Here is a 14,420-nt window from a genome sequence, read left to right on the forward strand (position 1 = left end):
ATGGTGTCCTCAGTTCACGTCCTCGAGCGCGCGGGTGGCGCGGAACTGCAGGGCGGCCAGGACGGCGGTCACGGTGAACAGCAGCACCGAGACGGCCGCCGCGAAGCCGAACTGGGCCCCGGAACCACCGAACGCCAGGCGGTAGGTGTAGCTGATGAGGATGTCCGTCGCGCCGGCGGACGGGTTGTCGGGCGGGTAGGGACCGCCCGCGGTGAGCAGGTAGACCGCGTTGAAGTTGTTGAAGTTGAACGCGAACGACGCCACGAGCATCGGGGCGACGGCCACCATGAGCAGCGGGAGGGTGATCGTGCGGAAGGCCGTGAACGCACGTGCCCCGTCCACGACGGCCGCCTCGCGCAGCTCCGCGGGCACCGACTGCAGCGCGCCGGTGCACAGGATGAACATGTAGGGCGCGCCCATCCACACGTTCGTGACGATCACGGCCACCTTCGCCAGCCACGGGTCGCCCAGCCAGTCGAGGTCCGTGCCCAGGACGGTGTTGACGAGGCCGAAGTCGCGGTTCCAGAAGCTGGACCACACCAGCAGGGCGATCACGGCCGGGATGGCGTAGGGCAGGATCAGCAGGGAGCGGTAGATGCGCTGGCCGCGGATCCGGGTGTCGTCCAGGACCGTCGCCAGCCCGAGGCCGACGGCGAACTGCAGCCCGACGGACAGCGCCGCGAACGCCACCGTCCAGGCGAAGATCCTCAGGAAGTCCTTCGTGATGACGTCGCTGGTGGCGATGCGCTCGTAGTTCGACAGGCCCACGCCCTGCAGCCAGCTCTGGGCGAAGGCGGGGCTGCCGTCGGCCTTGACGAAGAACTCGCTGCCGCCGACGACGCCGGTGCCGTAGCTCTCACCGGTGCGGGTGTCCACGATGCGGTCGGCGGCCTCGTCGTAGCGCAACGCGGTGCGGCCCTCGAACGCGCGGGCGACGCCCTGGGCGCGGATGGCGCCGTCGTCGGTGGGGACGGTGAGCTCCTGCACGGCCGCGCCCGCGGCGTTGACCTCGCGCGGCGTGAGCAGCGTGTACCCGTCGGCCTCGACGACCCGGCCCTCCTCGACGCGCACCTCGGCGGGGTCGACGTCCACCAGCCCGCCGGTGTCGCCGCGGCTGACCTCGCCGGTGGCGGCGTCGACGAGGAAGAACGTGAACGGCCCGTCCGTGACCGAACCCCGGGTGGCGACGGTGAGGCCGTAGGTGGGGGAGTCCGGGAGCTGCTCGACGGAGCTGCCGACGATGCTGGCGACCGCGTCGTCCTTGCTGCCGCGCTTGCCGTCGCCGAAGTTCGTGAACGAGAGCTGCACCGTGGCCACGATCGGGTAGACGATCAGGGCGAGCAGGAACAGGGTGCCGGGCAGGAGGTACTTGGCCGGCACGAGGCGGCTGGTGGAGTAGACGGCGGCCAGGGCGGCGGCGGCGAGCAGCAGGCCGGCCAGGCCGACCCAGCGCTCCTGCGCGACGAGGACCGGGGCGATCCAGACGACGACGGAGGCGACGACCCCGAGGAGCAGCACCCGCCCCAGGACGGTGGTGGCCGTGAGCGAGCGGTGCGCGGCGTGCCGGCGGCGGGGGCCGGGTTCCGCGGGCTGCCCGCCCGCGGGGGTCCGGGTGGTGGTCGCACCGGGCGGCGTGTCGGCCGGCGGCGCTGCGGGGGTGCGGGCGGGCATGGCTGTCTTCCCTCGGGTCGCGGGGGTGTTGGGGGACCGCCCGCCGCGCGGGCTGCAGCGCGGCGGGCGGTCGGTCGGGAGGGCTCAGCGACGGGTCGTCACTTGAGGTTGGCCTTGATGGCCTCGCCGGTGGCGGTCATGGTCTGCGCCGGGTCGGCGCCGTTGATGACGGCGGCGTGCGCCTTGCCGAGGGGCTCCCAGACGCCGGCCATCTGCGGGATCGCGGGCAGGATCTGCCCGCTCTCGGCGGCCTGGGCGAACACCGCGGTGTCGGGGTCGGCGGCGGTCTGCTTCGCGAGCGACTCCTTCAGCGCGGAGGGGCGCGGCTCGGCGGCGTACAGCGCGTCCATGGTCTCGGCCGTCGCGGCGGCGTCGAGGACGAAGGACTGGGCGAAGGACTTGTTCTTGCCCTTGCTGGCGACGTAGAAGGCCTGCACGCCGGTGAGCGGCTGGGCCGGCTGCATCCCGGCGAAGCCGGGGACGGGGGCGAGGGCGTACTTGACGCCGGCCTTCTCGACGTCGGCGGTGGCCCACGGGCCGGAGACGAGGAAGGCGCACCTGCCCTCGGAGAACAGGGAGATGGAGTTGTCACCCGTGATGGAGGTCTTGAGCGCGCCCTCCTTCGCCAGGCCGGCGATCTTCTGCTCGGCGGCGACGGAGCCGGGGCCGCCGACGCCGAGGTCGGCCGGGTCGTAGTCGCCGTCGGGGGACTGCCCGAAAAGGTAGCCGCCGGCGGAGGAGTACAGCGGGTACATGTGGTACGCGTCGCCCTCCTGGCCCTGCTGCAGGCACAGGGGGTTCTCCGCGCCGGAGGCCTTGCCGCCGGCCACCACGTCCTCGATGGTCGCCGGGGCCTGCGGGACGAGGTCGGTGTTGCGGAACAGGGCGAGGGACTCCACCGCGTAGGGCAGGCCGTAGACCTTGGAGTCGTAGGTGACGCCCTCGATCGCGATGTCGGTGAACTGCGACTTCTGCGCGTCGGGCAGGGTCAGCGGGTCGATGGCGCCGTTCTGGACCATGTTGCCGATCCAGTCGTGGGCGCCGACGACGACGTCGGGGCCGTTGCCGGCGGTGTTGGCGGTGACGAAGTTGGTCTGCAGGTCCTGCGAGACGGCCTGGACGGCGACGCTGATGCCGTTGTCCTGCCCGAACTTCTCCGCGACGGCCTTCAGGGCGGCGGCGCGCTTGTCGTCGGCCCAGATGACGAGGTCGGCGTCCTGCCGGGTGGGGGCCGCGGCGCTGGACGGGCTGGCGGAGGAGGTGGCGGACTCGGAGGCCTCGGGCTGCTCGGCGGCTCCGCCGGTGCTCTGCCCGCCGCAGGCGGTCAGGCCGAGGCCGAGGGAGGCGGTGAGCGCGAAGGCGCGCAGGATTGCGGAAGAGGGGGTCATCGCAGGCTCCACGGTGCGGAGGGATCGCCGGGGAGCGGCTCGGACACGCCGACCCCGTCGTCAGAACACCGCAGAAGCTAGCAAGAAGTTGCAAGATTAGGAAGTGACTTGCAATCGACTTTCCAGCGCGCTGGTGCGCTACGTTCCGCGGGTGACCGCACGACTCGCCCACGTCGCCGCCCAGGCCGGCGTCAGCGAGGCCACCGTCAGCCGTGTCCTCAACGACCGCCCCGGCGTCTCCGAGGCGACGCGCCAGGCGGTCCTCACCGCCCTGGACGTCCTCGGCTACGACCGCCCCTCCCGGCTGCGCGAGACGTCGGCGGGCATGGTCGGCCTGATCGTCCCCGAGCTCTCCAACCCGGTGTTCCCCACGTTCGCGCAGGTCGTCGAGACCGGGCTGGTGGTCAGCGGGTACATGCCGCTGCTGTGCACCCAGACCCCCGGCGGCATCCAGGAGGACGACTACCTGCGGATGCTGCTCGACCGCGGCGTCGCCGGGGTCGTCTTCGTCTCCGGCCTGCACGCCGACACCACCAGCGACCCCTCCCGCTACGCCGCCCTGCGCGAGCGGCGCCTGCCGATCGTCCTGGTCAACGGCTACGTCGAGGGCCTGGACGTGCCGTGCCTCTCGAACGACGACGTCGCCGCCGTCGACCTCGCCGTCGGCCACCTCGCGGCCCTGGGGCACCGCCGCTTCGGCCTGGCGACCGGCCCGGAGCGCTTCCTGACGGTGCAGCGGCGGGTCCAGGCCTTCGCGCCCGCGGTGCGCCGGCACGCGGGGGCGGAGGCGGAGTGCCGCGTCGAGCACACGATCTTCTCCGTGGAGGGCGGCGCCGCGGCGGCCGCCCGGCTCGTGGAGCGCGGCGTGACGGCCATCGTGTGCGGCTCGGACGTCATGGCCCTCGGCGCCATCCGCGCCGTGCGGGACCGGGGGCTGCGCGTGCCCCAGGACGTCTCCGTGATCGGCTCGGACGACTCGGTGCTCATGGGTTTCACCGACCCGCCCCTGACGACGATCCGCCAGTCCGTGCAGGCCATCGGCGACGCCGCCGTGCGCACCCTCGTCGACGAGATCCTCGGTCACCCCACCCCGCGCGGGGAGTTCCTCTTCCGCCCCGAGCTCATCGTGCGCTCCTCCACGGCCGTCGCGCCCCGCTGACGGCCCCCGCGGCCGCCGCGGCGGTCGAGCGGCGCACGGTGAGCCGCGGGGCCAGCAGGACGTCGGTGTCCTGCGGTGCCTCCTGCCCGCCCCGCAGCTGGGCGAGCAGGGCGCCCACGGCCGCCTCCGCCAGCTCCTCCACGGGCATCCGCAGCGTGGTCAGCGGCGGGTCCGTGTGCGCCATGAGCGCCGAGTCGTCCGAGCCGACCACGGAGACGTCCTCCGGGATGCGCAGGCCCTTGGCGCGCAGCGCCTCCACGACGCCCAGGGCCATCAGGTCCGAGCCGCACACCACGGCCGTGACGCCCGAGGCGAGCAGCGCCGCCCCCGCGGTGCGCCCGCCGGCCACGCCGAACGGCGCGTGCGCGAGGAGCCCGGCGGGCAGGTCCTGGCCCAGCACGGCGCGGTGCGCGGCGCGGAAGGCGGCGAGCTTGCGGGCGGTCGTGACGTAGTGCGGCGGCCCCAGCGCCAGGCCCACCCGCCGGTGCCCCAGCCGCACCAGGTGGCGCAGCGCGGTGGCCATCCCCTCCCGGTCGTCCACGGAGAACGAGGGCATCCCCGCCCCCGGCCGGTAGCCGTTGACCGTCACCAGGGCCAGCCCGCGCCGGCGCAGCAGCGCGTAGCGGGACGGGTCCGCCGACAGGTTCGCGTGCAGGCCGGAGACCAGCACCGCGCCGACCGCGCCGTGGGCCAGCAGCGTCGTGGTGCAGCCGTCCTCGTCGAGGCCGCCCGGACCCTGCGACAGCAGCGCCCAGGTGAGCCCGGAGGCCACCAGGGAGCGGCCGAGCGCCTGCCCCAGGGCGGGGAAGACGGGGTTGTCGATCTCGGGGACCACGACGCCGACCAGGCCCGCCGGGCGCGCCTGCGGAACGCTCAGGCGCTGGTAGCCCATGCCCTCCATGGCCGCCGCGATGCGCTCGCGCGTGGCCTGCGCGACCCCCGGGCGGCCGTTGAGCGCCCGGGAGACGGTGGCCTGGCTGACCCCCGCGCGGGCGGCGATGTCGGCGAGGCTCGTGCGCGCCCGCGTCATCGGTCCTCCTCCCCGGGTCGTCCCCGGCCCTCTCCAGGGTCCGCCAGGTCCCCTCCGGCTCGCAACATCTTGCGAAGCGCTTGCGAATCTTGCAAGGTTTTCACCACCCCGCTTGGCTCCGTCCGGGGGGCCGGTATCTCCTCGTCACCTGCGCAGCCCGTCCTGCGCGGTCACCGTGTCACGAGGAGAACCACCATGGACGCCCTGCTCGACGTCGCGCCCGCACCCTGGATGCACCTCCACCCCCTCCACCCGGCCACCCCCGACGCCGAGTGGTGGCGCAGCGCGGTCGTCTACCAGGTCTACCCGCGCTCCTTCGCGGACGCCGACGGGGACGGCGTGGGCGACCTGCCCGGCATCACCGCCCGCCTCGACCACCTCGCCGCCCTCGGCGTGGACGCGGTGTGGATCTCCCCGTTCTACCGCTCCCCGCAGGTCGACGGCGGCTACGACGTCGCCGACTACCGCGACATCGACCCCGTCTTCGGCACCCTCGCGGACTTCGACGACCTCCTCGGCCGCGCCCACTCCCTCGGCGTGCGGGTCGTCATCGACCTCGTGCCCAACCACACCTCCGACGAGCACGCGTGGTTCCGCGCCGCCCTGGCCGCCGCCCCCGGCAGCGCCGAGCGCGGCCGCTACGTCTTCCGGCCCGGGCGCGGGGAGCACGGCGAGGAGCCGCCGAACAACTGGCGCTCCATCTTCGGCGGGCCCGCCTGGACCCGGACCACGGACGCCGGCGGCGAGCCGGGGGAGTGGTACCTGCACATGTTCGACCCCCGCCAGCCCGACCTGGACTGGTCCTGCCCCGAGGTCCACGAGGAGTTCGAGTCCGTCCTGCGCTTCTGGCTGGACCGCGGCGTCGACGGCTTCCGCGTCGACGTGGCCCACGGGCTGGTCAAGGCCGAGGGCCTGCCCGACTGGGACGGCTGCACCGCCATGGTCGAGGGCTCGCGCGACAGCGGCACCGGGCCCATGTTCGACCAGGAGGGCGTGCACGAGATCTACCGCTCGTGGCGGCGGCTGCTGGACACCTACCCCGGCCAGCGCGTCCTCGTGGCCGAGGCGTGGATCGACGACCTGCCGCGCATCGCCCGGTACGTCCGCCCCGACGAGATGCACCAGGCCTTCAACTTCGCGTACCTCACCACCCCGTGGGACGCCAACCGCACCCGGCAGTCGATCATCGACTCGCTGCACGCCGCGGACGCCGTCGGCGCCCCCACGACGTGGGTGCTCTCCAACCACGACGTCGTGCGGCACGCCTCCCGCTTCGGCCTGTCCGCCCCCGGCTCCCTGCCCAAGGGCATCGGCGCCGGCGACGAGCAGCCCGACCGGGAGCTCGGGCTGCGGCGGGCGCGGGCGGCCACCCTGCAGATGCTCGCGCTGCCCGGCGCCGCGTACCTGTACCAGGGCGAGGAGCTCGGCCTGCCCGAGCACACCACCATGCCCGACGAGGCGCGGCAGGACCCGGCGTGGTTCCGCACCGCGGACGCCGGCGAGGCGCGGGAGACCGGCCGGGACGGCTGCCGCGTCCCGATGCCGTGGTCCTCCTCCCGCCCCGGCCTCGGGTTCTCCCCGACCGGTGCGACGTGGCTGCCGCAGCCCGCCTCCTACGCCGACCACGCCCTGGACCGCCAGCTCGGGGTCCCGGGGTCCACGTACGAGCTGTACCGCACCGCGCTGGGGCTGCGCCGCAACCTGTCCCTGGGCTCGGGATCGCTGGACTGCGTGGACCTGCCGGGCGCCGACCCGTCCTCCGTGGTCGCCCTGCGCAACCGCGAGGTGCTGGTCCTCACGGCCTACGGGCCCCGGCCGGTCGTGCTGCCCGAGGGCTGCGACGTGCTGCTGGCCAGCGACTGGCTGCACACCGACGCCCGCGGGCGCACCCTGCTGCCGCCGGACACGACGGCCTGGGTGGTCCCGCCGGTGCAGCGGGTGCCGCGCTCGCGCGCCGTCGGGGAACCCCTCGCCTGACGGGAACCGATGGGAGCCTGCGGACGACGCTGAGCGGGGGAGGCACCGGCCGGGCCGGCGCCTCCCCCGCTCCGGGGCGGGACCTCAGCCCGTCACGATCGAGGCGCCGTAGCGGGCCAGGGAGTCGGCGACGTCGGCGTAGTACATCCGCCACGCGCACGTGCGGGTGGCGGACGCCGGCTCGCCGGTGCACGTGGTGGCGGTGCTGCGGTCGATCGCGGAGATCGTGCCCTTGGCGACGACCCGGTTCGGGTCCGCCGAGAGGGAGAACACCGGGCCGCCGCTGTCACCGTTGCCGGCGGCGTTCGTGCGCTGCGCCTGCTCGGCGTGGACCAGGCCGTACATGTGGTAGCCCTGACCGGAGCCGTTCGTGACCCAGATCGTCCGGTTCACGGACCTCACCTGGATGTTGCAGCGCGCACCGGAGCGGGAGCCGGACGTGCAGATCCAGTTCCCGACGTAGCTGCGCGAGGCCCCGGCGACCGGCTTGGAGAACTCACCCGTCCCCACACCGCCGTCGTAGACGCGCCCCGACGAGGACGCGTTCAGGTACATCGTGTCGTAGGCGTCGCTGTCCCCGCCGATGGTGCCCATGAACTGCCCGCCGCCGTCGTACGCACCACCCCCGTTCGCGCCGCAGTGCCCGGCGGAGAGCATCTTCGTCTGTCCGCCGACCCACACGGCGAAACCGGTGGAGCAGCCGTTCCAGCGCGCCCCGCCCCAGTAGGGGGCCCAGTCGTCCCCGCGGGAGGCGGCCGTCGGCAGCGAGATCTCCGCGGTGGCCACGGTGGTGCTCGCCGCCCGCGCCGCCCGCAGCGCCTTGACGCTGCTGCCCGAGACCGACAGCCCGGAGCCGTCGACCTCGGGGGCGACCCCCGTGACACCGGGGACGCGCGCGACCTTCGCCGCCTCGGCGAGCAGGAAGCGCTCGGTGTGGCGCGCCGGGCGCACCTCGACGTGCACGCGCTCGCGGTGCAGGGACGCGAGCACGGCCCGGACCTCCGCGGAGGGCTTCCCCTTCCAGTGCAGCTCGATGCGCCGGTCCTCGGGGGAGACGCGGATCCCGGCGTAGCCGGCGCCGCGGGCGGCCACCAGGCGGTCCGCGGCGGCGTCCAGCCGGGTCTGCTCGCGCATGAGCTGCGCCCAGTCGGCGAACCCCCCGGGCGGGGCGCCCGCACCGGGCAGCGCGGAGCTCGACGGCACCGGGCCGGTGTCCTTGCCGGGGGCCTCGCCGGCGGAGGCGGCGGGGGCGGCGAGGACCGAGAGGGCGAGACCGAGCGTCGCGGCGGTGGTGAACCTGGTCATGGGGGTGCCTTCCTGTGCCGGGGCTGACACGGCGGCCCCGGGCCCCGGGAGGAGGCCCGGCCCGTGCGGCCGTGCACAGGGGATGAGGAGGAACTCCCCGCCCGTGATACCCCCGCCGCACGCGGCTCCCGCTCAGCGGGCGGAGCTGTTGGCCGCCCAGTGCATCCGGACGTCGTCGTCGGACAGCTGCACGCTGTGCACCGACGCCTCGTCGAACACCGCCCGGAGGAAGTTGCTCGACGGCCTGCCCGGCCACCCCACCGGGATCGCGTCGCCGCCCCAGCGCCAGAACTCGTCGGAGCACCCGCACGTGCTGCCGTCGGTGGGGGTGGCCCGCGACGCGACGCGCTCGCCGTCCACGTACAGCCGCATGCCCGCGGCGCCGATGCTGACGGCCACGTGGTGCCAGTTCCCGTCGTTGTAGGCGCCGGCCGACTCCACGGACGACGTGGCGCTCGTCGCGAACACCAGCTTCCCCGCGTTCGTCATGTACAGGGAGGGCCCGACGCTGCCGGAGGTGGTGAGGTGGTCGTTGCCGACGTTGAGGACCATGCCGCCGCTCGTCGACGTCGTCCGAAGCCACACCTCGGCGGTGAACCGCTGGGTGAACGCCGACAGGCCGTGGTCCCTGCTGTGGTCGACGTGCTTGGTGCCCTGCAGCAGCACGGCGTTGTTCCCGCTCGCCTGGGTGCCCAGCAGCGCCCCGGCGCCGCCGAGGACGTAGTCGCCGCTGCTGTAGCCGTGGTAAACGCCGTCGAAGTTCCCGGACGCGGAGGAGTCGGTCAGCGTCGCGGGGGTCGGGTCGTCCAGCCGCCAGCGCAGCGTCGGGGAGTGCGCGGCCACCGCCGTGGCGTACGTCGTGGTGGACGCCGCCGTGTGGTGCGCCGCGATGGCGGTCCTGGTCAGCGCGGAGTGGTAGACGGCGGCCTCGTCGAGGGCGGAGATGCCGCCCATCGACCGCGTCGGGCTGTACGGGCCGTAGTAGCCGGCGCTCGGCCACGACATGAAGTTCGTGGCGATGGCCATCGCGCCGACGCGCCAGTAGCCGGTGGGCGAGCCGGTCGCCGAGTAGCTCGTCCAGTTCTTCATGCTCGTGCTCGTCGCCACCGGCGTGCACGTGGCCGTCGCGCAGTCCAGGTACACGGACGTACCGGCGTCGTCGTCGTACACCACGACCGCGTGGTGCCACTGGCCCACGACCGTGGTCGCCGTGGAGCAGACGTTGTAGGAGGAGTGGAACCAGACCGTGGCGCACAGCTGGCCGTTGTCGTTCACGCCCATGCCGAACCGGGGGCTGCCGTCGCCGGCGCCCGTGCTGGTGCTCACCAGGCCCATCAGCGGTCCCACGTCCGTGGTGGCGCTGCGCCTGAACCAGAGCTCGATCGTGACGTCCCCCGCCGCGGGGTTGAGGAGGGACTTCGGCGCCTGGTCGCTCGTCCCCGTGGAGGCGTAGTTCGTGTTGCCCAGGGCCAGGGCGGCGTTGCCGTCGCCGGTGGCGCCGGTGGTGGCCATCGACGTGCCCGCCGTGCCGCGGTACGTCCCGTACTCGGTGCTGCGCAGGTCGTCGGCGGTGCTGCCGCTGGTCTCGTCGAAGGGCAGGTGGATCGCGAGCGAGCCGCTGGGTTGCGTCGCCGTCACCGCGGACAGCGCCTGCCGGTAGGTGTTGAACGTCGCGGCCGTCGCGACGGTGTTGCCGCTGTTGGCGGCCGAGCCGGAGAAGGCCGCGACCGCAGCCGTCGGCACGGCGAGGGCGAGCAGCGCCGCGAGGGCGGTGGGCAGCGACCGCCGGGGGCGCGCGGCGGCGGGCGCGCTCACGCCTGCTCCGCCCACCACGTGAAGCCGACCGTCGTCGACTTCCCGGCCGCGCTCGTGGGCACGTCGCGGCTCACCGTCACGGTGAACCGGTAGGACTGCGTGGCGCCGTTCGCGGCGGGCGCCCACGTGCCGACACCGGTGGCGGCGGAGGCGTGGTTCGCGCGGAAGCCGGCCAGCGTGCCGTCGTAGGCGGTCGACGTCGCGGTGAAGGCGGAGCAGCCGGCGAACGTGCCGCCGCCGCCCTGCTCCACCACGAGCCGCAGGTGCGGGTCCAGGGCCGCCGTCGCGGTCCCGGCCCCGGACACCCGCACGGTCGCCGGGACGCTGCCGGTGTACGTCGCCCGGATGCACCGCTGCGCCCGCTGCCCGGGCTGGGCGCCGCCGAGCGAGATCATCGCGACCGGGGTGGCGCCGTGGTCCAGGGCGAGCGACACCGAGGCCGTCCCGAGGGTGCTGCCGCCGCTCGCGGACGACGCCCTGAAGGCCGCGCCGCCGGGCTGGAACGCCAGCAGGCCGCCCAGCAGGAGGGCGGCGGGCGCCCCGAGCGCGGCGGCTGCGCGCAGGGCCGGGCGCAGCGCCGGGCGCGCGGCCCCGGACGGCGACCCAGGCCGGGGAACGCCGCAGGTGCGGGCGGCGCGCCCGGCTCCTCCGCGGCTCCTGCTCATCGGGCCCCTCCGGGGCGTGGGGTGCCCCTTGGCCGGAGCGACTGCTCAGGACATCGGCACGCCCGCCGGCGGGCTTGAGCCATCAGTGCCGGTCCACCCGGGTGCGCCCACCGGGGACGGGGGCGCCCGCCGGCACGGGCACCACCTGCGGCACAGTGGTCCCGTGGCCCTCATCCGCTGCGAGTTCTTCTCCGAGGTGCTCGGCCTGAGCACCTCCATGACCGTCCTGCTGCCGCAGTCCGCCGCCGGGCAGATCGGCATGGCCGGCGGGGCGCGACCCGGCGGCGCACCCGTGCTGTACCTGCTGCACGGCCTCAGCGACGACGACAGCACCTGGCTGCGGCGCACCTCGGTCGAGCGCTACGCCGCCCCCCTCGGCCTCGCCGTCGTCATGCCGCAGGTGCACCGCAGCTTCTACGCCGACGAGGTGCACGGCGGGCGGTACTGGACGTTCCTGTCCGAGGAGCTGCCCGAGCTGGTCGCGGGGTTCTTCACCGTCTCCACCCGGCGGGAGGACACCTTCGTCGCGGGCCTGTCGATGGGCGGGTACGGCGCCCTGAAGTGGGCGCTGCGCGAGCCGGGGCGCTTCGCGGCCGCGGCGAGCCTGTCCGGTGCGCTGGACCTCGCCGCCCTGGCGCGGGCGCCGCACCGGCTGCCCGACATGCGCCGCATCCTCGGCGGGGACCTCGCCGTCGGGCCGGGGGAGGACCTGCTCGCGCTGCTGGCCGCGGCCGACCCCGCGGCCCTGCCGGCCCTGTCCGTGTGCTGCGGCACGGAGGACGAGCTGCTCGGCGCGAACCACGCCTTCCTCGCCGCCGCGGAGCGGGCCGGGATCCCCGTGCACGCCGACCTCGGGCCCGGCGCGCACGACTGGGCCTACTGGGACGCCCGCATCCAGGACGTGCTGGCCTGGCTGCCGCTGGAGCCGGCGCGCGGCTGAACCCCGGACCAGGCTGAACCCGGGCCGGGCCGGGCCGGGCCGGGCCGGGCCGGGGCGGACCGCGGACCGGGGCGGACCGCGGGCCGGGGCGTGGTCCGCGGCCCGGCCCGCCGTCCGGCGCGGTTCAGCTCCCCAGGTGCCGGGCCAGCAGGGACAGGTCCGCCGGCCCCAGCCGGTCCGCGGCGGTGTTCGCCTGGTGCCAGTACGGGTAGAGCAGCGGCGGCCGGCTCACCTCCTCCAGGCGGCCCAGCTCGTCCGCCTCCAGGCGCAGGTCCGCCGCGGCGAGGTTCTGCCGCAGCTGGTCGGTGGTGCGGGCACCCACCACCACCGAGGTGATGCCCGGCCGGGACAGCGTCCACGCCAGCGCCACCTGCGCGACGGGCACCCCGCGGTCCCCGGCGACCTGCACGAGCACCTCGACGGTGTCGTACAGCTTCTCCTCGTCGTACACCGGCGGCTCGCCCCAGTCCTGCAGGTGCCGCGAGCCCTCCGGCGGCTGCTGCCCGCGCCGGTACTTCCCCGACAGCAGCCCACCCGCCAGCGGGCTCCACACCAGGACGCCCAGCCCCTGGTCGAGGGTGGCCGGCACCAGCTCGTACTCCGCCTCCCGGCCCTGCAGGGAGTAGTAGATCTGCTGGCTCACCGGGCGCGGCAGCCCGCGGCCCCCCGCGACACCCAGGGCCTTCATCAGGTGCCACGCGGAGTAGTTCGAGACGCCGACGTAGCGCACCTTGCCGGAGCGGACCAGCAGGTCCAGCGCCTCGAACGTCTCCTCCAGGGGGGTCTGCCCGTCCCACTCGTGGAGCTGGTAGAGGTCCACGTGGTCCACGCCGAGGCGGCGCAGGCTCGCCTCGCAGCCGGAGACCACGTGGTGGCGCGACAGGCCCGCGTCGTTCGGGCCCCCGCCCATCGGGAAGCGCACCTTCGTCGCCAGCAGCACCTCGTCGCGGCGGCCCCGGACGACCTGCCCGACGATCTCCTCGGACAGGCCGGTCGAGTACATGTCCGCGGTGTCGATCAGGTTCACCCCCGCCTCCAGGCACAGGTCCACCTGCTCCCGCGCCTCCTCGACCCCGGCGGTGCCCACCTTGGCGAACACGCCGCCGCCGCCGAAGCCCATCGTGCCGAGCGTGACCGTCGAGACCCGCAGGCCTGAGCTGCCCAGCTGGCGGTACTCCATGGGTTCTCCTCGTCGAGATCCTGGCCCGCGCCGCTCACGGACCGCGTGGGTGGAGCATCGGGGGCGGCGCGCCGCCGTTCAACGACGGAGGGTGGCCCTGCCAGGGCCACCGCCGCGCCCCGCGTCCGGGACGGGCCACGACTGCCGCGCCAGCCACTGCGCGAACGTCGTGCGGCCCACCTCGACCTCCCCCTCCGGCAGCAGCCCGCCGGCCGCCACCGCCCGGCCGGCCGCGCCCGGCACGCGCACCCCCAGGACCCGCGCCCGCGACCCGCGCGCCGCGGCCACCCGCCGCGCCAGGTCCGGCAGGGAGTGCACCTCGGGGCCGGCCAGCGGCCTCGCCCTGCCGGCCGGGCCGCCCTCCGCGAGGTCCGCGAGCGCGGCGGCCACCTCCCGCGCCGCCACCGGCCGCACCGGCCACGCCGGCACCACCGCCAGCGGGCCGAGGGTCGTGCGGTCCAGCACCTGCCCGGCGAACTCGTGGAACTGGGTGGTGCGCAGCACGCTCGCCGGGAGGGGACCGGCCAGGGCCACCCGCTCCTGCTCCAGCTTGCCCGCGTAGTAGCCCAGCGGGACCCGGTCGATCCCCACGATGGAGACGACCACGAGGTGGCGCACGCCCGCCCGCGCCCCCGCCGCGTGCAGGTTCCGCGTGACGGCGCCGAAGAACCCCACCGCCGCCGGCCTGCGGGTCGTGGCGGTGCTGGAGGCGTCGAGGACCACCTCCGCCCCCTCCAGCGCCGCGTCCAGCCCCGCCCCCGTGGCCGCGTCGACCCCGGTGGCGCGGCTGAGCGGCACCGCCTCGTGCCCCCGCTCCCGCAGTTCCGCCACCACGTGCCGCCCCAGCACACCCGTCCCGCCGACCACCGCGATGCGCATCCGTGCCTCCCCGTCCCGGCCCGAGCCGTCCCGTGCGGGCCGCCCCGGTGGTGGCCCGACACCGTGAGGACGGTGCGGCGGCGCCGGGTGTGACACCGGGGGTGACGCCCGGGTGTGACGCCCCGCCGGCTCCTGCCCGCCCCTCTCCGGGTTCGGGCGCCTGCCGGGGCGGCCCTGCCCGCCCTTCTCCGGGTTCGGGCGCCTGCCGGGGCGGCCCTGCCCGCCCTTCTCCGGGTTCGGGCGCCTGCGGAGGGGGTCCGGGCCACCCGAACCCGGAGATGGGCGGGCAGGGGCAGGGGCGGGCGAGGGCGGGGAGGGGCGGGCGGGCAGGGGCGGGACGGGGGCGGGGGTACGGTGCCGGGGTCCGGTGGTGGGCGAGCGTGCCGGGCTCCGGCGACGGCGAGGGGAACG

General features: G+C 75.3%; 11 protein-coding genes. 3 read left to right on the top strand and 8 right to left on the bottom strand.

Annotated features, from left to right (window positions below):
* Positions 1–9 precede the first annotated feature (9 nt).
* A complete protein-coding gene (locus ACYQBY_RS20950; protein ID WP_459645834.1) occupies positions 10–1,671 on the bottom strand; it encodes an ABC transporter permease subunit in 1,662 nt (553 codons plus the stop codon).
* A 98-nt stretch (positions 1,672–1,769) separates the two neighbouring features.
* Entirely contained in the window at positions 1,770–3,059 is a 1,290-nt protein-coding gene (locus ACYQBY_RS20955) for a sugar ABC transporter substrate-binding protein (RefSeq protein ID WP_459645835.1), read from the bottom strand.
* A 133-nt stretch (positions 3,060–3,192) separates the two neighbouring features.
* On the opposite strand from ACYQBY_RS20955, the gene ACYQBY_RS20960 reads away from it, so the two are divergent.
* The gene (locus ACYQBY_RS20960) at positions 3,193–4,218 is read left to right on the top strand and encodes a LacI family DNA-binding transcriptional regulator (protein WP_459645836.1); all 1,026 of its coding nucleotides are present in this window, start codon (positions 3,193–3,195) and stop codon (positions 4,216–4,218) included.
* Here the strand turns inward: ACYQBY_RS20960 and ACYQBY_RS20965 are convergent.
* Positions 4,181–5,248 (bottom strand): LacI family DNA-binding transcriptional regulator, encoded by a 1,068-nt coding sequence (locus ACYQBY_RS20965; RefSeq protein WP_459645837.1) that lies wholly within the window; start codon positions 5,246–5,248, stop codon positions 4,181–4,183. The two genes, ACYQBY_RS20960 and ACYQBY_RS20965, sit on opposite strands and share 38 nt — an antisense overlap.
* Before the next feature lie 195 nt (positions 5,249–5,443).
* On the opposite strand from ACYQBY_RS20965, the gene ACYQBY_RS20970 reads away from it, so the two are divergent.
* Complete coding sequence (locus tag ACYQBY_RS20970; RefSeq protein WP_459645838.1) at positions 5,444–7,225, top strand: glycoside hydrolase family 13 protein; 1,782 nt, start codon at positions 5,444–5,446, stop codon at positions 7,223–7,225.
* Positions 7,226–7,309: 84 nt separating this feature from the next.
* Here ACYQBY_RS20970 and ACYQBY_RS20975 read toward each other — a convergent pair whose 3' ends face one another.
* The 3 genes from ACYQBY_RS20975 to ACYQBY_RS20985 all read right to left on the bottom strand — a co-directional run bounded on the left by ACYQBY_RS20975 (position 7,310) and on the right by ACYQBY_RS20985 (position 11,010).
* A complete protein-coding gene (locus ACYQBY_RS20975) occupies positions 7,310–8,530 on the bottom strand; it encodes a chymotrypsin family serine protease (RefSeq protein ID WP_459645839.1) in 1,221 nt (406 codons plus the stop codon).
* A gap of 132 nt (positions 8,531–8,662) precedes the next feature.
* Positions 8,663–10,345, bottom strand: a complete 1,683-nt coding sequence (locus ACYQBY_RS20980; protein WP_459645840.1) for a LamG domain-containing protein — start codon at positions 10,343–10,345, stop codon at positions 8,663–8,665.
* Positions 10,342–11,010, bottom strand: a complete 669-nt coding sequence (locus ACYQBY_RS20985) for a hypothetical protein (protein WP_459645841.1) — start codon at positions 11,008–11,010, stop codon at positions 10,342–10,344. Before ACYQBY_RS20985 ends, ACYQBY_RS20980 begins: the two co-directional genes overlap by 4 nt.
* Before the next feature lie 163 nt (positions 11,011–11,173).
* On the opposite strand from ACYQBY_RS20985, the gene ACYQBY_RS20990 reads away from it, so the two are divergent.
* Complete coding sequence (locus tag ACYQBY_RS20990) at positions 11,174–11,950, top strand: alpha/beta hydrolase (RefSeq protein WP_459645842.1); 777 nt, start codon at positions 11,174–11,176, stop codon at positions 11,948–11,950.
* A gap of 124 nt (positions 11,951–12,074) precedes the next feature.
* Here the strand turns inward: ACYQBY_RS20990 and ACYQBY_RS20995 are convergent, their stop codons facing one another.
* Together ACYQBY_RS20995 and ACYQBY_RS21000 are read right to left on the bottom strand one after the other, a co-directional pair.
* Positions 12,075–13,130: an aldo/keto reductase gene (locus tag ACYQBY_RS20995; RefSeq protein WP_459645843.1), complete on the bottom strand. Its 1,056-nt coding sequence runs from the start codon at positions 13,128–13,130 to the stop codon at positions 12,075–12,077.
* 78 nt (positions 13,131–13,208) lie between these two features.
* Complete coding sequence (locus tag ACYQBY_RS21000; RefSeq protein ID WP_459645844.1) at positions 13,209–14,009, bottom strand: SDR family oxidoreductase; 801 nt, start codon at positions 14,007–14,009, stop codon at positions 13,209–13,211.
* Positions 14,010–14,420: the final 411 nt, after the last annotated feature.

The organism is Kineococcus anabasis, assembly GCF_054590795.1.

Excerpts from the sequence above, each read along its gene's own strand:
- ACYQBY_RS20950 (WP_459645834.1), bottom strand. The coding sequence starts at position 1,671 with ATGCCCGCCCGCACCCCCGCAGCGCCGCCGGCCGACACGCCGCCCGGT.
- ACYQBY_RS20995 (WP_459645843.1), bottom strand. The coding sequence starts at position 13,130 with ATGGAGTACCGCCAGCTGGGCAGCTCAGGCCTGCGGGTCTCGACGGTC.
- ACYQBY_RS20970 (WP_459645838.1), top strand. The coding sequence starts at position 5,444 with ATGGACGCCCTGCTCGACGTCGCGCCCGCACCCTGGATGCACCTCCAC.
- ACYQBY_RS20985 (WP_459645841.1), bottom strand. The coding sequence starts at position 11,010 with ATGAGCAGGAGCCGCGGAGGAGCCGGGCGCGCCGCCCGCACCTGCGGC.
- ACYQBY_RS20975 (WP_459645839.1), bottom strand. The coding sequence starts at position 8,530 with ATGACCAGGTTCACCACCGCCGCGACGCTCGGTCTCGCCCTCTCGGTC.
- ACYQBY_RS20955 (WP_459645835.1), bottom strand. The coding sequence starts at position 3,059 with ATGACCCCCTCTTCCGCAATCCTGCGCGCCTTCGCGCTCACCGCCTCC.
- ACYQBY_RS21000 (WP_459645844.1), bottom strand. The coding sequence starts at position 14,009 with ATGCGCATCGCGGTGGTCGGCGGGACGGGTGTGCTGGGGCGGCACGTG.
- ACYQBY_RS20965 (WP_459645837.1), bottom strand. The coding sequence starts at position 5,248 with ATGACGCGGGCGCGCACGAGCCTCGCCGACATCGCCGCCCGCGCGGGG.